General features: G+C 61.2%; 22 protein-coding genes. 12 read left to right on the top strand and 10 right to left on the bottom strand.

Annotated features, from left to right (window positions below; genetic code table 11):
• The first annotated feature begins 18 nt into the window (after positions 1-18).
• Positions 19-861, top strand: coding sequence for an alpha/beta fold hydrolase (locus tag ACOQOT_RS02855; protein WP_420560871.1), 843 nt, complete (start codon positions 19-21; stop codon positions 859-861).
• A 68-nt stretch (positions 862-929) separates the two neighbouring features.
• Here the strand turns inward: ACOQOT_RS02855 and ACOQOT_RS02850 are convergent, their stop codons facing one another.
• A complete protein-coding gene (locus ACOQOT_RS02850) occupies positions 930-2,135 on the bottom strand; it encodes an acetyl-CoA C-acyltransferase (RefSeq protein WP_420560870.1) in 1,206 nt (401 codons plus the stop codon).
• A 393-nt stretch (positions 2,136-2,528) separates the two neighbouring features.
• On the opposite strand from ACOQOT_RS02850, the gene ACOQOT_RS02845 reads away from it, so the two are divergent.
• A complete protein-coding gene (locus tag ACOQOT_RS02845; protein WP_420560869.1) occupies positions 2,529-3,086 on the top strand; it encodes a hypothetical protein in 558 nt (185 codons plus the stop codon).
• Between the two features lie 92 nt (positions 3,087-3,178).
• Here ACOQOT_RS02845 and ACOQOT_RS02840 read toward each other — a convergent pair whose 3' ends face one another.
• On the bottom strand, positions 3,179-3,595 hold the full coding sequence (locus ACOQOT_RS02840) for a secondary thiamine-phosphate synthase enzyme YjbQ (RefSeq protein ID WP_420561899.1): 417 nt from the start codon (positions 3,593-3,595) through the stop codon (positions 3,179-3,181).
• Positions 3,596-3,713: 118 nt separating this feature from the next.
• Here ACOQOT_RS02840 and ACOQOT_RS02835 point away from each other — a divergent pair, with 118 nt between their 5' ends.
• Positions 3,714-4,145, top strand: coding sequence for a PaaI family thioesterase (locus ACOQOT_RS02835; RefSeq protein WP_420560868.1), 432 nt, complete (start codon positions 3,714-3,716; stop codon positions 4,143-4,145).
• Positions 4,146-4,163: 18 nt separating this feature from the next.
• Here ACOQOT_RS02835 and ACOQOT_RS02830 read toward each other — a convergent pair whose 3' ends face one another.
• Positions 4,164-5,042, bottom strand: coding sequence for a crotonase/enoyl-CoA hydratase family protein (locus tag ACOQOT_RS02830; RefSeq protein WP_420560867.1), 879 nt, complete (start codon positions 5,040-5,042; stop codon positions 4,164-4,166).
• Between the two features lie 175 nt (positions 5,043-5,217).
• On the opposite strand from ACOQOT_RS02830, the gene ACOQOT_RS02825 reads away from it, so the two are divergent.
• From ACOQOT_RS02825 to ACOQOT_RS02815, 3 genes are all read left to right on the top strand, one after another.
• Positions 5,218-6,069 carry a MaoC/PaaZ C-terminal domain-containing protein gene (locus ACOQOT_RS02825; protein WP_420560866.1) on the top strand — a complete coding sequence of 284 codons (852 nt, stop codon included), beginning with the start codon at positions 5,218-5,220 and terminating at the stop codon, positions 6,067-6,069.
• A 231-nt stretch (positions 6,070-6,300) separates the two neighbouring features.
• On the top strand, positions 6,301-7,317 hold the full coding sequence (locus tag ACOQOT_RS02820; protein WP_420560865.1) for a GlxA family transcriptional regulator: 1,017 nt from the start codon (positions 6,301-6,303) through the stop codon (positions 7,315-7,317).
• The gene (locus ACOQOT_RS02815; protein ID WP_420560864.1) at positions 7,314-7,928 is read left to right on the top strand and encodes a DJ-1/PfpI family protein; all 615 of its coding nucleotides are present in this window, start codon (positions 7,314-7,316) and stop codon (positions 7,926-7,928) included. The genes ACOQOT_RS02820 and ACOQOT_RS02815 overlap by 4 nt, the downstream gene beginning before the upstream one ends.
• Positions 7,929-8,347: 419 nt before the next feature.
• On the opposite strand, the gene ACOQOT_RS02810 is transcribed toward ACOQOT_RS02815, so the two are convergent.
• Positions 8,348-8,584: a hypothetical protein gene (locus tag ACOQOT_RS02810; protein ID WP_420560863.1), complete on the bottom strand. Its 237-nt coding sequence runs from the start codon at positions 8,582-8,584 to the stop codon at positions 8,348-8,350.
• A 222-nt stretch (positions 8,585-8,806) separates the two neighbouring features.
• Between ACOQOT_RS02810 and ACOQOT_RS02805 the strand changes: the two genes are divergently transcribed.
• From ACOQOT_RS02805 to ACOQOT_RS02785, 5 genes are all read left to right on the top strand, one after another.
• Positions 8,807-9,982, top strand: a complete 1,176-nt coding sequence (locus tag ACOQOT_RS02805) for an acyl-CoA dehydrogenase family protein (RefSeq protein WP_420560862.1) — start codon at positions 8,807-8,809, stop codon at positions 9,980-9,982.
• A gap of 120 nt (positions 9,983-10,102) precedes the next feature.
• Positions 10,103-11,062, top strand: a complete 960-nt coding sequence (locus tag ACOQOT_RS02800; RefSeq protein ID WP_420560861.1) for an alpha/beta hydrolase — start codon at positions 10,103-10,105, stop codon at positions 11,060-11,062.
• A gap of 19 nt (positions 11,063-11,081) precedes the next feature.
• Positions 11,082-11,966 carry a crotonase/enoyl-CoA hydratase family protein gene (locus ACOQOT_RS02795; RefSeq protein WP_420560860.1) on the top strand — a complete coding sequence of 295 codons (885 nt, stop codon included), beginning with the start codon at positions 11,082-11,084 and terminating at the stop codon, positions 11,964-11,966.
• 11 nt (positions 11,967-11,977) lie between these two features.
• The gene (locus ACOQOT_RS02790) at positions 11,978-12,805 is read left to right on the top strand and encodes a thioesterase family protein (RefSeq protein WP_420560859.1); all 828 of its coding nucleotides are present in this window, start codon (positions 11,978-11,980) and stop codon (positions 12,803-12,805) included.
• A gap of 23 nt (positions 12,806-12,828) precedes the next feature.
• Positions 12,829-13,746, top strand: a complete 918-nt coding sequence (locus ACOQOT_RS02785; protein WP_420560858.1) for a thioesterase family protein — start codon at positions 12,829-12,831, stop codon at positions 13,744-13,746.
• Here the strand turns inward: ACOQOT_RS02785 and ACOQOT_RS02780 are convergent.
• The 5 genes from ACOQOT_RS02780 to ACOQOT_RS02760 all read right to left on the bottom strand — a co-directional run bounded on the left by ACOQOT_RS02780 (position 13,743) and on the right by ACOQOT_RS02760 (position 17,487).
• Positions 13,743-13,988 (bottom strand): hypothetical protein, encoded by a 246-nt coding sequence (locus ACOQOT_RS02780; protein ID WP_420560857.1) that lies wholly within the window; start codon positions 13,986-13,988, stop codon positions 13,743-13,745. The two genes, ACOQOT_RS02785 and ACOQOT_RS02780, sit on opposite strands and share 4 nt — an antisense overlap.
• Before the next feature lie 9 nt (positions 13,989-13,997).
• Positions 13,998-14,441, bottom strand: a complete 444-nt coding sequence (locus ACOQOT_RS02775) for a hypothetical protein (RefSeq protein ID WP_420560856.1) — start codon at positions 14,439-14,441, stop codon at positions 13,998-14,000.
• A gap of 70 nt (positions 14,442-14,511) precedes the next feature.
• Complete coding sequence (locus ACOQOT_RS02770) at positions 14,512-15,441, bottom strand: alpha/beta fold hydrolase (RefSeq protein WP_420560855.1); 930 nt, start codon at positions 15,439-15,441, stop codon at positions 14,512-14,514.
• Positions 15,442-15,470: 29 nt separating this feature from the next.
• Complete coding sequence (locus ACOQOT_RS02765) at positions 15,471-16,649, bottom strand: alpha/beta fold hydrolase (protein ID WP_420560854.1); 1,179 nt, start codon at positions 16,647-16,649, stop codon at positions 15,471-15,473.
• A 10-nt stretch (positions 16,650-16,659) separates the two neighbouring features.
• Entirely contained in the window at positions 16,660-17,487 is an 828-nt protein-coding gene (locus ACOQOT_RS02760) for an enoyl-CoA hydratase/isomerase family protein (RefSeq protein WP_420560853.1), read from the bottom strand.
• A 130-nt stretch (positions 17,488-17,617) separates the two neighbouring features.
• Here ACOQOT_RS02760 and ACOQOT_RS02755 point away from each other — a divergent pair, with 130 nt between their 5' ends.
• The gene (locus ACOQOT_RS02755) at positions 17,618-18,406 is read left to right on the top strand and encodes an SDR family NAD(P)-dependent oxidoreductase (protein WP_420560852.1); all 789 of its coding nucleotides are present in this window, start codon (positions 17,618-17,620) and stop codon (positions 18,404-18,406) included.
• A gap of 65 nt (positions 18,407-18,471) precedes the next feature.
• Here the strand turns inward: ACOQOT_RS02755 and ACOQOT_RS02750 are convergent, their stop codons facing one another.
• Positions 18,472-18,681 carry a cold-shock protein gene (locus ACOQOT_RS02750; protein WP_045446899.1) on the bottom strand — a complete coding sequence of 70 codons (210 nt, stop codon included), beginning with the start codon at positions 18,679-18,681 and terminating at the stop codon, positions 18,472-18,474.
• Positions 18,682-18,854 lie beyond the last annotated feature (173 nt).

The raw sequence follows: 18,854 nt of genomic DNA, 5'->3' as shown, positions 1-18,854 counted from the left end.
GTAAACAGGAGACAGAAAATGAACGCACGAGCTTGGACGGGAACACCGGAAGACGCAGAAATCGTGGAAGTTGACGGGGTGCGGCTCGCCATTGCCCGCTCGGGGCAAGGCCCTGCGGTCATTTGCCTCCATGCCATCGGCCATGGGGCGCGGGATTTCGAGCGCTTTGCGAAACTTGCGGGCCGCGATTTTGAAATTATCCGCCTCGACTGGCCGGGCCAGGGCCGCTCCGGCCCGGACAAAGAGCCGGCCAGCGCCGCGCGTTATGCCGAGCTTCTCTCCGGCGTGATCGAGAAACTCCGGATCGAGCGCCCGATCCTTCTTGGCTGCTCCGTCGGCGGGGCCGCCGCGCTCATCTATGCCGCGAGCGTACCCGGCAAAGTACGCGGGCTCGTTGCCTGCAGTCCCGGCGGGCTCATGGAGATCGACGCAAAGGCCCGCAAAGCGATCGGCTTCATGGTGAAGTTCTTTTCCGCCGGCGAGCGCGGGGCGCGCTGGTTCGCGCCCGCCTTCCGCGCCTATTACCGCTTTCTGGTGCTGCCGAAACGCCCGGCCGCGCCGCAAAGGCGGCGCATCGTTGCCGCCGGCTATGAAACCGCCCCGGTCTTGCGCGCGGCATGGGAAAGCTTTGCCGCGCCCGAGGCCGACATTCGCCCCCTCGCCCTCTCTCTCGACATTCCCGTCTGGTTTGCCTGGGCGAAAGGCGACCGGATTGTGGCGCTGAAAGCCAGCCTTCCCGTAATCAAGCAAATGAAGAACGCCGCGCTCACCACTTTTCCCGGCGGCCATGCACCTTTCCTCGAAAGGCCGAAAGCTTTTGCCAAAGCCTTCACCGCCTTTGCGAAGACCTTGCCTGCCTGACTTATCACGCAAAAAGAAAAAGGGCCCGCGCGAGGCGCAGGCCCTTCAACTCATTCATGCCCGAAATCTTAGAAGATTTCGAAGAGGCCGGCTGCGCCCATGCCGCCGCCGATGCACATGGTCACAACGCCGTATTTGGCGCCGCGGCGCTTGCCTTCGAGCAGGATGTGGCCGGTGAGGCGCGCACCCGTCATGCCGAAGGGGTGGCCGATGGCGATGGAGCCGCCATTGACGTTGTATTTATCGGGATCGATGCCCAGCGTATCGCGGCAGTAGAGGCACTGGCTGGCGAAAGCTTCGTTCAGTTCCCAAAGGTCGATATCGTCGACTTTGAGACCCGTGCGCTCCAAAAGACGCGGGATCGCGTAAACCGGACCGATACCCATTTCATCGGGCTCGCAGCCGGCAACGGCAAAGCCACGGAACGCGCCAAGCGGCTCGAGACCGCGGCGTTCGGCTTCTTTGGCTTCCATCAGGAGGCAGGAGGCCGCGCCGTCGGAAAGCTGCGAAGCGTTACCGGCGGTGATGTACTGGCCTTCCTTGACCTTCTGGCCGTTCTTGAAGACCGGCTTCAGCGAGGAAAGACCTTCCAGGGTCGTGTCGGGACGGTTGCACTCGTCCTTGTCCACCACGTAATCGACGATGGTTTCTTCACCCGTTTCCTTGTTGACCTTCTTCATCTTGGTCTTCATGGGAACGATTTCGTTGTCGAACTTGCCTTCGGCCTGAGCCTTGGCGATCAGCTGCTGCGAGCGCAGCGAGAACTCGTCCTGCGCTTCGCGGGAGATGCCGTAACGCTCAGCAACGATTTCAGCCGTTTCGATCATCGCCATCCACAGTTCCGGCTTTTCCTGCATCAACTTCTCTTCGGTGAAGTTGTTGAGGTTGAGGCCCTGCATCTGGGTCAGCGAAATGGTTTCAACGCCGCCGCCGATGGCGACCGGTACGTTGTTGTTGACGATCGCGTTGGCAGCCATCGCGATGGTCTGCAGGCCCGACGAACAGAAACGGTTGACCGTGGTGCCGGAGGTCGTAACCGGGCAGCCGGCCCAGATGGCGGCGGTGCGGCCGACATTGTGGCCCGTGGCACCTTCCGGCGCGCCGCAGCCCATGATCACGTCTTCGACTTCACCCGGCTCGACGCCAGCGCGCTCGATTGCGTGTTTGATGGTGTGACCGGCCAGCGCAGCGCCGTGGGTCATGTTGAAACCGCCGCGGCCGGACTTCGCCAGACCCGTGCGGGCGGTCGAAACGATGACTGCTTCCCTTGCCATGATAGATCTCCCTTATGGTTCAATTTGCACGACAGAGCCCGGCGGTGCCTGACCTTGGAGGAGGCGGGGACACCATAAAGCGCGGATTCCGTTACGTTCCCAATGGTTGGCGGCACCATAACGGCCCGATTGCGCCCTGGGAATCAAAAAAATTGACCAGTGACGTGCCAATTCTGAACCGCAATTCGCGGGAATCTGCGGCTTTTTGAAAGGCGCGCGCGCCGGGGTGCCTCGAAATCGCCTTAAAACCATCACGCCGCCGCCTTTGGAGCACCCAAGACGTGCCGGATTCCGCTGCCATCTTCATTCTCAGAACAAAGGGCCTTCCCCGCTCGTTCACATGATTGAGAGTTGAGACGTATTGGGGCAGGGCTTCACAGATGGAGTGTGACGATGACCCGCGCTTATATGCCGATCCGCACTTTTACAGCTCCGGCCGCTTTGGCAGCCGGCCTTGCGCTTGTCGCAGGCGCCTTCATGCCCACGGGCGCCTTTGCACAGCCGGCCGCCGCTGCGCCGGGGCACTTCCTCACTTGCGCCAGCGCGCCGATGGAAGCGGCAGCTGCCGAGAGCATCGAACAGCGCGCCGTGACGGTGAGCGCGGAAGTTGCGCCTGCCTTCGACAGCGAGCTTGAAGACGGCCCCCGCGAGAAAGTTTCCATGCCGGTTTATTTCAAACCCGGCGGCAGCGACGTGACACCGGAGGCCCGCGAGGCGCTTTCCGCCTTTGCCGATGAAGTGCTGATGGAAGGTTCTGCCCGCATCGCGATTTCCGCGGCGCCCTCCTTCATGCCCGCGCTTTACGGCGAAACGGCAACGCAGCGCGCGAGCGCCGTGCTCGATACGCTGATCGAGCTTGGCGTGCCGGCCCACATGATTTCCCTCGAACCGCTCGATAGCGAGCGGACCGTTCCCACCGCAACCCTCAGCGGTGACAGCCAAGACGTGTGAGAAACACGCTTTAAAAACCCCTCCTCGTTCCTCGATGCTTCCCCGGTGATGTTCCCTCGCGTCACCGGGGTTTTCTTTTGCGCCGAGGAACTTTACTCGCCGATGAAATGCAGAATGACGCTGCGCTGATGCGCCATTGCCCGGTGCTCAAGCAGCCATATCCCCTGCCAGGTGCCGAGCCCCAGCCGCCCGCCAATGACGGGAATGGAAAGATGGGTCTGGGTAAGCGCGGTTTTCAGATGCGCGGGCATATCGTCCGGGCCTTCCGTATCATGGGCATAGGCTGCTTCTTCCGGCGCAATGCGCGCCAGAAAATCCGTCAGATCGCGCATCACATCCGGATCGGCGTTTTCCATGATGGTGAGCGAGGCGGAGGTGTGGCGGATGAAAAGGCTGAGCAGGCCTTCTTCCGCCTCAATCTGATCGAGCCAATCGCGAATCTCCGGCGTCAGCTCAAGCGCCTGGCGCGGGCCGGTTTCAAGGCGGATGGTTCTATGCCGTTGACGCATCATGAGGCTCGTCCCTTTCCTGGTCTCTTTTCATGGCCGCGTGAAACAGGTAGATAGCCTCAGTCACGCTGAACGAGGCTGGTCTATCGATCGTTGCCGGATCCCGAGGAGTATAAAGATGAGCGACGCGCCGACAAACGAGCAAGACCCCGGCGAGCAAGACCCCGGCACGCTTCTTAGCCAGTTTGCGCAGGAAGCATTGGGCGCCGCGCTTTCTCCCCGCCTTGATGGAAATGACCCGCTGACGCTCAGCTTCGATGTCAAAGATGCGCATCTGGCAGGCGGCGCGCTCGATGCGGGCTATGCAATGGGCTTTGCCGCGCTGGCGCTCAGGCTTCTGGCGGCAAGCACGGCGGACGTGGAAGCAGTCAGCCCGCTTTCCATCAATTCCGATTTTACCGGCACGGCAAAGGCAGGGGAGCGCGTGACCGCCTGTGCGCAGATCACGCGGCGCACCCGCTCGGTGATTTTCGCGGATGTCTCGTTAAGCGCAAACGGGCGCAATCTTCTCACCGCCACGGCGGTGTACAAGATCACGCCCGCTGAATAGCACTACGCTTCAGATCGTTCAGACGACGTCCATCGGGTTCTTGATGGGCGGCAGGTCGTCGAATTCGGGCTCGCGCTTTTCCATCTTCGCTTTAAAGGCTTCGGCCATATCCGTGCCCTGATACATGCCCGCCTGCCAGACAGCGATATGCTTCAGGCCATCGGCGATGGAATGATCGCGCGAATAGTTCAGCATTTCCTTCGAGCCCCAAACGGCGAGCGGCGTTTTCGAGGCAATTTCGCGGGCGATCTCCATCACGCCGGCCAGCATCTCTTCATGGGTGTCGAAGACGCGGGTCACGAAACCGTTCGCCGCTGCCTCATCCGCCGCCATGCGCCGGCCCGTATAAGAAAGCTCGCGCACCAGCCCTTGCGGCAGAAGATGCGGCAAGCGCGGGAAGGTGCCGACATCCGCCGTCATGCCGATATTGATTTCCTGCACACAGAAGAAAGCGTCTTTCGTTGCATAGCGGATATCGCAGGCGCTGGCGAAATCGACACCGCCGCCGATGCACCCGCCCTGCACCGCCATGAGCACGGGGATGCGCGCTTCATCGAGGCAGGAGAAGGTTTTCTGCAGCGCCTGGGCCGCCATCATGATGGTGGTGTTCTTGCGCGCCGCTTCCATCTTGCGCCCGCCATGGGTGCCGTCGCCGAAGACCGACAGATCCATCCCGGCGGTGAAATGCTTGCCCGTCGAGGAAATCACGATCACCCGCGCCTTCGCGTTGGCGTCGATATCCTGAACGATGGCCGGCAGGTCGCGCCAGAAGGCCTTGTTCATCGTATTGAGCGCGTCGGGGCGCGACAGTTTGATATGGGCGATCTTGTCTTTGATCTCCACTTCGAAACATTCATATGCGCTTTGCGGCGTTGACGCTGCGGCGGCCTGGCTCATTTCATCTCTCCCTCAAAATTGCGGTTTGGCGCCATTATCCTTGGGCCGCACTTTATCACGGTGCCCCGCGCAGAACGATGCTTGCGGCGTGTCCATATTCGCGGTTCCATAGGGCAAGTTTGAACAGGGGCGGTCCACACGCGAACCGCAAAGCCCCGCAATCAGGGAGGCGGCCATGGCCATCGATTACGATCATCTCATGTCACTGAAATCGGAAGGGCAGGAATTTTCCTATGGCGACCGGGAGACCATGCTCTATGCGCTGGGCATCGGCTTCGGGCGCGACCCGATGAACGACAAGGAATTGCCGTTCGTTTACGAAAAAGACCTGCAGACCATTCCCACCATGTCCTCGGTGATTGCCTGGGGCGCGGGGCCAATGGCAAAGAGCGGCATCAATTATCTCATGGTCGTGCACGGCGAACAGAAACTGACCATGCACAAGCCTCTGCCCGTGGCCGCCGACATTACCGCCGACAGCCGCGTCGTGGGCGCCTATGACAAAGGCGCGGACAAGGGCGCGGTGATTATCACCGAAACGCTGATCAAAGATAAGAAGACCGGCGACAAGCTCTGCACCATGCAGTCCACCACCTTTGCGCGCGGCGATGGCGGCTTCGGCGGCCCGAGCGAGGGCGCGCCCAAACCCCATCCCCTGCCCGAGCGCGCGCCGGACCAGACGGTGGAAGTGGACACCCGCCCCGACCAGGCGCTGCTTTACCGCCTTTCCGGCGACCGCAACCCGCTTCATGCGGACCCCGAAGTTGCCAAGATGGCGGGGTTCCCTGCGCCCATCCTGCACGGGCTGTGCACCTATGGCACCTGCTGCCGGGCGATCATCTCCTCCGTCTGCGATTATGACGCCTCGAAGATCACGGGTTTCGACGTGCGCTTTTCCTCGCCCGTCTTTCCCGGCGAAACGATCCTGGTCGATATCTGGCAGGACGGGAAGACCGTTTCCTTCCGCGCCCGCGTGAAAGAGCGCGATGCGGTAGTGATCAATAACGGTAAGTGTACGCTGGCCTGAGGGCTTTCTTCCTCCGGCGTTTCAAAGCACCGCTCGTGGACCCCGGCTCGGAGGCCGGGGTGACGGCTTCTATATGAGGCAAAGCTTCGCCATTTACCGCAGCTGTCACCCCGGGCTTGTCCCGGGGTCCATGCAGCCACTCCAGCCTCCGCAGCACCGTTCCCGTCATTTGGCATAAATTGTGGGATAAATGACATTTCCGCCAAGCACCGGGCGGGCTAGTCTTTCTCCATGAGCCAGACAAAACCCATATCGCGCCTCACTGTCATGGTCGCCTTTCCAAGGGCCCAGGTCCTGGATATTACCGGGCCCATGCAGATGTTTTCGGGCGCAAATGGCGAAGCCGGCGCCCGGCGCTACGAGCTGATGCTGACGGCAGAAGACAAAGCGCCGATCAAGACGAATGGCGGGCTGAAGCTGATGCCCGACCGCTCCTTCGGCGATTTTACGACCGGCGATTTCAAACGCATCGATACGCTGCTCATCAGCGGCGGCGACGGCACGGCAGCGGCCATGGAAAATCCCGCCCTCCTTTCCTTCTGCCGCAAGGCCGCAAAACACGCCCGGCGCGTTGCCTCCATCTGCACGGGCGCGCTCATTCTCGCCGAGCTCGGACTGTTGGACGGCAAGCGCGCCACCACGCATTGGGAATCGCTGTCCAAGATGCAGGCGCGTTATCCTAGGGTCGATGTCGATGAAGATGCGATCTATGTGCGCGACGGCAAATTCTGGACCTCCGCAGGCGTGACGACCGGCATCGACATGGCGCTTGCCATGATCGGCGAAGATATGGGCCACGAGACGGCGCTTGCCGTCGCGCGCCGGCATGTCGTTTACATGATCCGCCCGGGCGGACAGTCGCAATTCTCCGCCCAGCTCAAGGCGCAGTCCATCGCGCCGGGGCGGCTCTCGGATCTCATGCAATGGATCATCGATCATCCGGCGGCCGATCTGACCATCCCCGCCCTTGCCGACCGCGCGCATATGAGCGAGCGGACATTCGCCCGCACCTTTCAAGCCGAGACGGGGATGACGCCCGCCCGCTTCGTCATGCAGGCGCGGCTCGAACATGCCCGCCAGCGCCTTGAACAGGCGCAGGACCCGGTGGAAGAGGTCGCCCGCGCCAGCGGCTTTTCCAATACCGAACATATGCGCCGTACCTTTCAGCGCATGCTCAATGTCAGCCCGCAGGCCTACCGCGAGCGTTTTCACTCTCCCGCCCTTTCAGCCCTTGGAGTTCATTCATGACACGGAATATCGGCATTCTTATTTTCGACGGCGCCGAGGAGCTCGACTTTGTCGGCCCTTGGGAAGTTTTCACCATGTCGAATGAAATGTTCGCGCTGCAGGGAAACGAACGGCCCGACGAGGTGTTTCTCATCTCAGCGGATGGGGGAACCGTCACCTGCGCCAAGGGCATGCGGGTGGAAGCGCACCACTCGTTCAAAACGGCGCCCGCTCTCGATGTCCTGCTCATCCCCGGCGGTAACGGCACGCGGGCGCTCGAAAAAGACGAAGCGATGCTGGATTATCTGCGCAGCGCCGCCCCTTCCTGCGACTGGGTGACGAGCGTGTGCACCGGCTCGCTGGTGTTGGCGGCAGCAGGCCTTGCCAAAGACAAGCGCATCACCACCCATTGGGCCTTTGTGGAGGAACTGCGCAAACGGCCCTACGGCGCCGAGGTGCTGGAAAACGCGCGCTATGTGCGGGACGGCAATCTTGTCACCGCCGCCGGTGTTTCTGCCGGGATCGATATGGCACTTTGGCTTACCGGCCAGCTTCACGGCCCCGACCATGCGCGTCTGACCCAGCGCGGCATGGAATATGACCCCGCCCCGCCCTACACGGCAGCGGTTTGACCATTAACCATGGCAGGCAAGGTAAAAGCCCGCTTCATGGCAGCGACGGGAAAATACGTCTGTGCCCTTGCGGTGCCCCGCCGTCAAAAAATTTTCCTTGTCTCATTCTGACACGTTGACTTTCACGTCAAATCCCGCCTATCCTCCTGCCGCTGGAGTGATCCCTCTAGTCCTGTCGGGGGGCTGGGCCTGGGGTTGATCGCTCGCCGCAGCTTTTACCGGCTGTATGGGGTCCATGCGTATTTTGGGCCCAACCGGTCAAGAAAGCTGACGTGCCCTGGGGGACGTTTCGACAAGCGCTCTATCAACGCTTTTCGAAATCCGGGGAAAAAGAGGGCGCCGATTCACGAGAGTGTTGTCGTAGGGGTTCGATTACGGCGCGGCGCCCTCATCTCCCCCGGAGATGCTTCTTCAACGCATTATGAATGCAGGCGTTTGCAAAACGGCACGGGCTGCCCGTTCGCTGCCGCTCTTGCCGTCTTTACACCGGCGACGCGCATTTTTTCCACATGCTCGAGGCAGACTTCCCGGCAAAGGCAGTCGGAAAGCTGCGCGCAGCGGGCGAGCACCTGCAGATGCGCCAGCGCGTCCTCCTCAAGGCCGAGCTCGCGCACCCTGACCGCAAGGCGCAGCCGGTCATGACAAAAAGGCACCATCGCACCCTCCTTCCCAAAAGCATCCCAAGGAGCGCCAGTCTGCCTTTTTGCCGGGCCGCGCGTATTGATCCGCGTCAACCGCGCCTCTCTGCCGGTATTTTCCGCAGGAGACGCGGCGTCACCGACGCCTTGCTTGCATGGTAGGCCCGTTTGGCGACAATGCTGGCCAAACAAGCCGGGCCAACCGAACAAGATCCGGCATCCATTTCAGGGAGAGCGCTCATGGCCGCGCAATTCGATTTCGACACCACCCGTCTGCCCAGCCCTTTCATGAATGAAAGCCACGAGCATTGGCGCGCGGAGCTGCGCAAATTCGTGGAAAAAGAAATGATGCCTTACGCCGATGAATGGGACGAGGCGGGCGGCTTTCCCGAAGAGCTTTACAAGAAAGCCTCTGAATTCGGCCTTCTGCGCATGGGCTATCCCGAGCAATATGGAGGCATCTCGGAAGGGCTGGACCGCTTCCATGGCATCGTGACCTCCGAAGAACTTGCCCGGCTCGGCGCGGGCGGCGTGACGGCAAGCCTGATGGTGCATGGCATCGGCCTGCCGCCCATCATGGCCATCGGCTCCGATGAAATGAAAGAGCGCATCGCGCCGCCCGTACTCGATGGGGACAAGCGCATTTCCCTTGCCATTACCGAGCCCGGCGCGGGCTCCGACGTTGCCAATATCTCGACGAAAGCCGTGCGCGACGGCGATCATTACATCGTCAACGGCTCGAAAATGTTCATCACCGGCGGCATGCGCGCGCATCACTACACGACCGCCGTGCGCACAGGCGGCGACGGCATGAAGGGCATTTCGCTTCTGCTTATCGATGCCGATGCGCCGGGCGTCACGCGCACGCCGCTGAAGAAAATGGGCTGGTGGGCCTCCGACACCGCCGCGATTTACTTCGACGATGTGAAAGTGCCCGTCTCCAACCTTATCGGCGAGGAGAACCAGGGCTTTATCGGCATCGTGAACAATTTCAACGGCGAGCGGCTGGGCATGGCCGCCGGTGCCATGGGCTCGGCCCGCGTTTGCCTTGAAGAGGCGGTAAACTGGGCGCAGGAGCGCAAAACCTTCGGCAAGCGGCTCGGCGATCATCAGGTGATCCGCCACAAGATCGCGGAAATGGTCCGTCAGATCAATGCGACGCAGGCCTATCTGGAAATCTGCGCCTGGCGGGTGCAGAACGGGGAAACCCCGGTCGCCGATCTTGCCATGCTGAAAGTGCAGGCCACACTAACGCTCGAATTCTGCGCGCGCGAGGCGATGCAGATTCTCGGCGGCTCGGGCTATATGCGCGGCAACCGCGTGGAGCGCATCTACCGGGAAGTCAGGGTGAATGCCATCGGTGGCGGCTCGGAAGAAATCATGCGCGATCTCGCCGCCCGCCAGCTCGGCATCTAAACCTCACCGGCCGTCAGGCTTTCAAAGGGCCCCGCTTTCGCGAAAAAGCGGGGTTTCCCCTGCGGCTTTCCTTTTGACGGCGCTGCCTGCTACAAGAGAGCAAACAACGGGGAGCCTTCCATGTCCGACAATCCATTCGATCCTGCGCTTTACCGCGACGAGGCGGTTTCCGCCGAAACCAAGGCGATCAATGACGGCATCGTGCAATTGACCGAGGGCATCGAGGACAATTGGGACATTGGCCCGGCCGAAGCTCGGGCAAGGCGCGAGCGCGGTGAAGGCCCCTTCCCGCTGCCCCCGCTCTCCCCGCGCGCCAAGACACGCACGATCGACACGCCTGCCGGCAAGCTCGAGCTGCGCATCATTGCACCGGACAATCCCAAGGGCGCCTATCTTCACATTCATGGCGGCGGCTGGACCTTCGGCGGGGCGGCGCAGCAGGACGCGCTCCTCGAGCGCATTGCCGACAATACCGGCCTTGCGGCGGTGAGCATCGAGTACCGCCTTGCGCCCGAGAACCCTTATCCTGCCGCGCCCGATGATTGCGAGGCCGCCGCGCTCTGGCTCGCTCAAAACGCCAAAGCGGAATTCGGCTCCGACTTTCTGACCATTGGCGGCGAGTCCGCCGGCGCGCATCTTTCCGCTGTCACGCTGCTGCGCCTGCGCGATAAGCACGGCTTTACGGGCTTTAAAGGCGCCAATCTCGTTTTCGGCTGTTACGACATGCGCATGAGCCCAAGCGCACGGTCCTTCGGCGGACGCAAACTCATTCTGCGCACCAAGGATGTGGAAGAATTCCGCCGCTGCTTCGTGCCGGCGGATGCCGATCTCGAAGATCCGGATATTTCCCCGATCTTCGCCGACTTGAAAGATATGCCGCCCGCGCTTTTCTCCGTCGGCACGCAGGATGCGCTGCTCGATGACAGTCTCTTCATGCATGCGCGCTGGGTGGCGGCGGGCAATAAGGCCGAGCTTGCGGTCTATCCCGGCGGCGCCCATGGCTTTATCGCCTTTCCCGGCCAGCTTGCCGAAAGCGGCCTTGCCCGCATCGACCGGTTCTTGAACGAGGTTCAGGCCTAATCTCAAGGAAGCACGCCCCATGAGCGAGACGTTTCAGCACCTTCTCTATGAAAAAGACGGACGCATAGCGCGCATCACGCTGAACCGGCCGGACCGGCTGAACGCCATCGCCTCCGGCATGCCGCGGGAAATTGCCCGCGCCGTCGAGCTTGCCAATGAAGATGACGACATCCATGTCATCGTTTTGACGGGGGCAGGGCGCGCTTTTTCGGCGGGCTATGACTTGAAAGATTTCGCTGAACGGCGCGGCAACAACCAAGGCGCTCAGGCAGCAGATGCCGACGGGCGGCCCTGGGACCCGATGGTGGACTTCAACATGATGTTCGCCAATACCAAGGATTTCATGTCGCTGTGGCGCAGCTACAAACCCACTATCGCCAAGGTACGCGGCTTTGCCGTGGCCGGCGGCAGCGACATCGCACTGTGCTGCGATCTCGTCGTCATGGCGGAAGATGCCAAGATCGGCTATCCGCCCGCCCGCGTCTGGGGCTGCCCGACAACGGCCATGTGGGCCTACCGGCTCGGCGTGGAAAAAGCCAAACGCATGTTGCTGACGGGCGATCTCATCACCGGCAAGGAAGCCGCCGATATGGGGCTCGTGCTCGAAGCAGTGAGCGAAGAGCGGCTCGATGCCCGCGTCGATGAACTGGCCGAGCGCATGGCCGGCGTGCCCCGCAACCAGCTCATGATGCAGAAGCTGATGCTCAACCGCGCGGTCGAGCAGATGGGCATGGAAACCACGCAAATGATCGCGACGCTTTTCGACGGTATTACCCGCCACTCACCCGAAGGCATGTGGTTCAAGGAAATGGCCGAAGAGAAAGGCTTCCAGGACGCGGTGAAAATGCGCGATGGCGGCGCGCCGATCGCAGAGGGCGTCTCCCGCCCCACCTATAAATTCTGAGCCCCGCCCCGATGCGCGATACGTTCAAAGGGTATGTTGCCCCCTGGGAATGCGATGAGATGGGGCATATGAACATCCAGTTCTTTGCCGACAAGTTTTCGCAGTCGCTGCTGCGCCATCTCTTTTTCTTAGGCGAAAGCAGCAAAGGTACGCCGGGCACGCTGCGCGCGCTCCATATGCGCTTTCACAAAGAGCTTCATGCATCCGACCTTGCCGCCGCGCATGGCGAGGTCAGCGCTTTTGAAAACGGGAACGGCACCCTCACCCACTTCATGCGCAATGAGGAAAGCGGCGCGCTTGCAGCGACCGCCAGCTTTCATCTGCCCCTTGAAAAGGCGCCGGAAGAGATCGCGCCGCTTGCAAGCGAGGCTGCGCCGCGCGGTCTTACGCCCGACCTTCTTTTCCAGCCCGGCATGGAAACCCATGAAGGTTTAACGGAAACGAATTTAAGCGCGGCGCGGGGGAATGAATGCGACGCAGAGGGCGGCTTTTCGCTGAAAGGCTATTTCTCCCGGCTTTCCGATTGCCAGGGGCATATGTGGCGGCTCGCGGGCCTCGGGCGGCAGGAGCAGAAGGCGCGCGGCCTTGCCACGGCAACGGTCGAGCTTCATTTTCAGTTTTTCGGCACGCTTGGCGAAGACGATCTCATCGCGGTCAGCACGGGGCTCGATGCGGCAGGCGGCAAGACCCTTCATTACCGGCATATTTTTTTCAACGGCAAGACGGGCGCGCCCGTCGCGGCGGCGGACGGTATCGGCCTTCTTTTCGATAAGGAAACGCGCCGCGCCATCGCTCTGCCGGACGCCGTGCGCGAAAGCGCCGCGCATCACCGCTTATAACGAAGTAAAAGAGGAAGCGTTTCATGAGCATACAGGAAATTTACCGCAGTTCGGTGCAGACCTGGGAAAGCGACCAGATGGGCCATATGAATGTTCAGTTCTATCTGGACAAAGCCCAAGCGGGGCTTGCCACGCTCGGCCATTATATCGGCCTCGGCCCGCGCTTTTTGAAAGAAAAGGGCTGGGTGCTCACGGCGCGCGATCACCATGTCCGCTTCCTGCGTGAACAGCGCCCCGGGGCGCCGTTTTTCATTCAGGGCGGTATTGCCGAAGTTCACGACGATCATCTCGTTGTCTATGAAGAGATGATCAACACGGTGAGCGGCGATGTGGCGGCGACTTTTCGCGCCGAAGCGGTGCTGGTGGAAGACAAAAGCCGCGCGCCGCTGCCCTTCCCGAAAGAGGCACTGCAAAAGGCCGAAAGCGTCAAAACCGATATCCCCGCCCACGGCGCCTTTCGCGGCCTTGAAATGACGGCGCCTCGCCCGGCGCCCAGCCTTCAAGATGCCGAAGCCATGGGCATGGTGCGCACTTATATGGGCGAGGTCATGCCGGACTGGTGCGACGCCCACGGCTATATGACGAAGCGCCATTTCATGGGCGTTGTCTCCGATTCCATTCCCAATCTTCTCGCCGCCACGCGCGGGGACGACCGCTCGGCCAATTCGAAGACCGGCGGCGCCGCCCTCGAATACCGCTTCATTTACCGCGGCGCGCCGAAGGAAGGCGATCTCTTGACCTTACGCAGCGGGCTGAAGACCGTGACCGACAAGACTTATACCTGGTGTCACTGGCTCTTCGACACGGAAACAGGCAATGCCATCGCCACTGCCGAAGCGGTTGCCATTGCGCTCGATCTTGAAGCGCGCAAGGCCATTCCCATTCCGGGTGAGATGAAAGCGCATCTGGAAAGTCTGGTGATCGGCGGGCTCGGCGTTTAGCCTGCGCGGCGGCGGGCATCGATGAGAAGCCCGCGCTCCGCTGCAATGCGCTGAATGGTCTTCGTGCCGCGCACGTAAGAAAAGAGCGCGTCCATATCGCGGCGCTCTTTGGCCTCTTTCGCGGCGGCGCGCGTCAGCCAGTAAAGCGCGCTCAGCGCTTCGTCATCCAGCGCACGGAGCGCGGCCTCCTTGCCGCCGCGCGCCGGATCGTTTTCGCTCAAGAAAAGCGGTTCCTGCTGCATGGGATGCGCCTAGCTGCCGCTTTCTTCTTCAGGCAAAGGCTCATCCACTTTGCCCATTTCATCCCGGAAGACGCGCGCGGCGCGGGAGAAATGTTTGGCGAAGCTTTCAAAGACCGAAAAGGCTTCGGCAATATCTTCTTCGTTCGGCAACTCGCCCTTGGCGCGCGCCAGTGCCGATTCGACCTTGTTCAGTTCCGCTTCAAGCTCGGCGATCTTTTCTTCATAGACCGTGCGGTCATCGGCCACGCTTTCGCAAACGAAGTCGCCCGACTTTTTGCTGCAATGAGAGACCTGACCCGTCTGCCGGTCGAGGCGCAGGAAGCCGTCATCGGTTTCCTGCATGGAATAGCGCGACGCATTACCCGCGCTCTCTTCCGTTTCGGCAAAGGCGGCCGGTGCGGCAAACGCGGAAACCGCCAGCAAAACCGTCATGGCCGTGGAAAATTTGGTCATATCGCCCTCCTTGTCGCCCTTCTGATTGGGGAGAGTATGGAGCTGAAATCGGGCCTTTTAGGGGCAGGTCTCAGGCTCTTGCGGCCCGCTCCACCCGCGCTTCCAGCGCCAAAAGCTCCTGGCGCAGCCTTTCGGGAAACTCCATGGGTAGGAAATGCGTTGCCTCGCCCACCCGCGCGACGGTGGCGCCGGGGTCTTTACGGGCGAGAAGCTGCGGGCCGGGCGGCGAACAGGTCGAGCCTTTGCCTGCATAAAGCAGAGTGAGCGGCACACGGAGCTTTTCGATCGCGGCCCAGGGGTCGTGCCGCTGCGCGCGAAAATTCGCCGCCTCCCAGGCAGGTGCGCAGGCAAGTTCCACTTCGCCGTCTCCGGCCGGCATCGTGCCCCCTTCCACATAATCGGCAAGGAACCCGTCCGGCCAGGTGCGGAAGGCGCCGCGCCCTTTATAAGCGGCAATGATCGTCTCTTTGTCTTTCCAGCGGGCCCGGCGCTTTTCCGCGCCCGCCGCCAAATCCCCGCCGCGCAGCTTAAAACCGAAACGCCCGGCGAGCCGCAAAAGACGGCGCACGGAAGGAGGAATAAGCACGGGATCGGCAAGGCAGAGCCCGGCGACAATATCCGGCCGCTCCGCAGCGGCCATCAGGCTCGCCGTGCCGCCCATGGAATGACCGGCAAGCAGGACAGGACGACCCGCGTCCTCGGCAAAGCGCTCGGTAAAAGCGATAAGATCGTCTCGGTAGATATACCAATCCTTATGGGCTGCCGGGTCGGCGCGAAGCGTCGTCATCCCATGGCCGCGCGCATCCCAGGCGCGGATGTGAAAGTAAGGGGCAAGCGGGGCAAGCAGCGCGCGGTAGGTCAGGCCGTTAAAGCCATTGGCATGGGCGAAATGAAGCGGCGGCAAGCCTTCCGCCAGCTTCCACTCCAGATAAGAAAGCTCTCCGTTTCCCAAAGAGAGGGAAAGACGGCGCGGCGGCGCCATCAAATTATCATCACTCACAGCTGCGCATCCCCTTCACATCGCCGCTCTTAAACGAGCAGGTTCTTTTTCTCCAGCCAGCCTTTCACGATCTCGACGGCCTCGGCCATCTTTTCCGGCTGGCCGATATAATAATGCGTTGCGCCGTTGACGACATGGAACTCTTTGTCGCTGTGTTTGATGCCCGCCATGATGCGCGCGGCATGGCTCGGCGTGCAGCCGTCATCCGCGCTGTTTTCCACCACGAGAACCGGCACGGTCACATCGCCGGCGCATTTCGGCCCGTCGGCGCGCGAATGCTTATAAGACCATTGCGAGAGCCAGGCCCTGAGCGAGGTATAGCGAGCAAGGCCCGCCGGCATCATATTGACGATGCGCGGCTCGCCCATGAAGCACCAATTCGGCCCCTTTCTGTCATTGGCATCGATGGAAAGGTCGAGCCAGCGTGGATCGGCCATGGTGCCGTGGACGACAAAGGCGAATTCCTCGTTCGGCCTGCCTTCCCGTTTCATCGCTTCGAGCTTGTCCCACACAAAAGCGTCGATCTTTGCCGAGCGGGCGATCTGCGCCTGGCGGTACCGTGCGACGAATTCGGATGAATAAGGCGGCCCGTTCGGGTTGTCCGGATCGTAAAGATCGAGCGCGCTGTCCTTTTTGGACGGGTCGAGCTCATCGAGGATCGAAGCGTCGAGCCATTCTGTCAGTGTTATAGCGCGGCTGACATGGGCGGCAAGCTGGAGCACCGCATCGGCGGGAACGAGCCCGGCGCCTTTCACATCCACTGCGTCCCCTGCCGGGGTTTCAGTGATGGTCGGGTTCTCGGCCTGGGACTGGTAGAACATGGAAAGCGAGCCGCCGCCCGACCAGCCCGCCATGATCACTTTCTCATAGCCGAGCTTTTCCTTTGCGTAGCGCACATAGTGGCCGAGATCGAGCAGCACCTTTTCCATGATGAGCGCGGTATCGTTATGAGGATAGCGGCTTGCGCAGGTGAGGCAGGGAATGCCCGCAGCGGCAAGCGCGTTCGGCATAGGCAGCAGGTTCATCGTGCCTGTGGGGTGCATGAAGATCAGCACCGTCTTCGAAACCACCCCTTTGGGTTTTAAATGCTGGCCTTCCACGACGATCGTGTCGAGCGCGCCTGCATAAGTTTCCTTGAAGGGCGATTTTTCCTGCCAGTGCAGATGAAAGGGAATGCGCTCAACCTCGTATTTCGCCTTGGTGCTCATAGCTTTTCCTTTACCGGAATTTTGCAGGACGCTTTTCAAGGAAGGCGGCCACGGCTTCGGCGTGTTCTTCCGTTTTCCAGCATTCATGCAGCATTTTCGTTTCGCGTTTTTGCACGAGGTCGAGATCGGTTTCGCAGGCGCTGAGCGTCAAAAGCTCTTTCGTCATGCGCAGCTGCAAATCGGGATTGGCGGCAATGCGCCCTGCAAAGTCGAACGCTTTGTCCATCAGCCCCTCGGGCGGGGTCAGATGATCGGCAAGGCCCATCGCATGGGCTTCTGCGCCCGAATAAATGCCGCCGGTCAGCATCATCTCGCTCGCCTTGCCCCAGCCGAGCCGGCTCACCAGGAAATGACTGGAGGCAAGCTCCGGCACGATGCCCATCTTCACGAAGACGAGGCCGAATTTCGCGGCTTCCGAGGCAATGATCATATCGAAAGGCAGGATCATGGTGACGCCGATGCCGACGGCCGGGCCGTTCACCGCCGCGATAAGGGGCTTTGAGGAGCGGGTGAGCTTGATCCAGTCGACGGTGGCCGGGGCGCCGCCCGAGCCGCCTGCCGTGTCATTGCCGGGATCCTTGCCATCGAGGCGGGACTTGAATGTGCTTTCAATATCCGCGCCCGCGCAAAAGCCGCGCCCCTCACCCGTCACAATGATCGCGCCGATGGATTTGTCGGCATTTGCCGCCTCGATAGCGGCTGCCATTTCTTCCATCATTTGCGGGGTCCAGGCATTCAGCCTTTCAGGCCGGCTGAGCGTGATGAGCGCCGCCTCCCCCTTCACCTCATAGGAAATCTGTTCGAAGCCCTCTCTGCGGGCCGCCACCCTCTCAGCCATTGCCTTCCTCCCCGGCAGTTCACATTTTTGTTCAAAAGTGTAGGCTTTTCCAAAAGTGTAAGCGCGCGTTCAAACGCACTCAAGCATGCCGGGTTGACGCCGCGTCCTCAGCCGGAAGGGGAGGCTATCCATGGACCTGAGACTCAAAGACAAAGTGATTTTCATTGCCGGGGCCTCCCGCGGGATCGGGTTCGGCATGACGGAAGGTTTTCTGGCAGAAGGCGCGAAAGTGGTGATGACGGGGCGCGGGGAAGCAAGCCTCGATGCAGCCAAAACCGCGCTCACCGAAAAGGGTTATGACAGCGCCGCCATGCTGACCATTGCCGGAGATATGACGGATACGGGCAATCTGAAAGAAGCGCTGATTGCGGGCGAAAAACATCTCGGCCCCCTTCACAGCGTCATCGCCAATGTCGGCCTTGGCCGCTCCCCGCTCGGCTATGATGTGAGCGATGAAGACTGGGAAGCCGATTTCAAACAGAATTTCACGGGCTCCGTCGCGCTTGCCCGCGAGGCGGTGCGCCTTTTCATGGCGCGCGATGAAGAAGCGCGCGCCGGCACGAATGTGATTTTCATTTCCTCGATTGCCGGGGTGAATGCGCTCGGCACGCCCCTTCCCTATGCCACCTCGAAAGCGGCGATCAATCAGCTTGCCCGCACCATGGCCAAGCAAGTCGGGCGGCACGGCATCCGCATCAACGCGATCGCGCCGGGCAATATCATTTTCAAAGACGGGGAATGGGAAAAGCGGGTCGAAGAGCGCCCCGAAGACTGGACCCGCTGGATCAAACGGGAAGTGGCGCTGCGCCGCTTCGGCACGCCAGACGAAATTGCCGATGCCGCCTGCTGGCTTGCCAGCGACAGGGCCCGGTTCGTGACCGGCGAGGTGCTGGTTGTGGATGGCGGGCAAGTGCGCTAGCGCCTGCCCGCCCCACGAAACTCGTATCAGAAACTCGTCTGAAATCAGGTGTCCGGGGGGACGCCTCAGTCGACCAGTTTAAGATTGTCGGCCGCGATCTTACCGCCACGCCCTTCGGTCAGTTCATAGGATACACGCTGACCTTCGTTGAGCAGGCTCAGGCCTGCACGCTCGACTGCGCTGATATGCACGAAGGCATCTTTGCCGCCTTCATCGGGTTCGATGAAGCCGTAGCCTTTTGTCGGATTGAACCATTTGACGGTCCCAGTAGCCATAGTCTCTTAAACTCCGCAATGAGTTGCACGGGCCTCGCCCCCCGGCCGGGCTCGACTGGCCAGAAGATGTCGTGCTTTTTGCGTTCGAGAATTCGGCAGCGTCAAAGGGGGCATCTGCTTAAAGCCATATCGGAGAGGTACTCAAGCACGGAAAAAGCAAGCCGACAATCACT

This window comes from Tepidicaulis sp. (assembly GCF_965222285.1).
Lineage (GTDB): Bacteria > Pseudomonadota > Alphaproteobacteria > Parvibaculales > Parvibaculaceae > Tepidicaulis.
The sequence above is the reverse complement of the archived record's forward strand: the minus strand, read 5'-3'. Positions and strand labels throughout refer to the sequence as shown.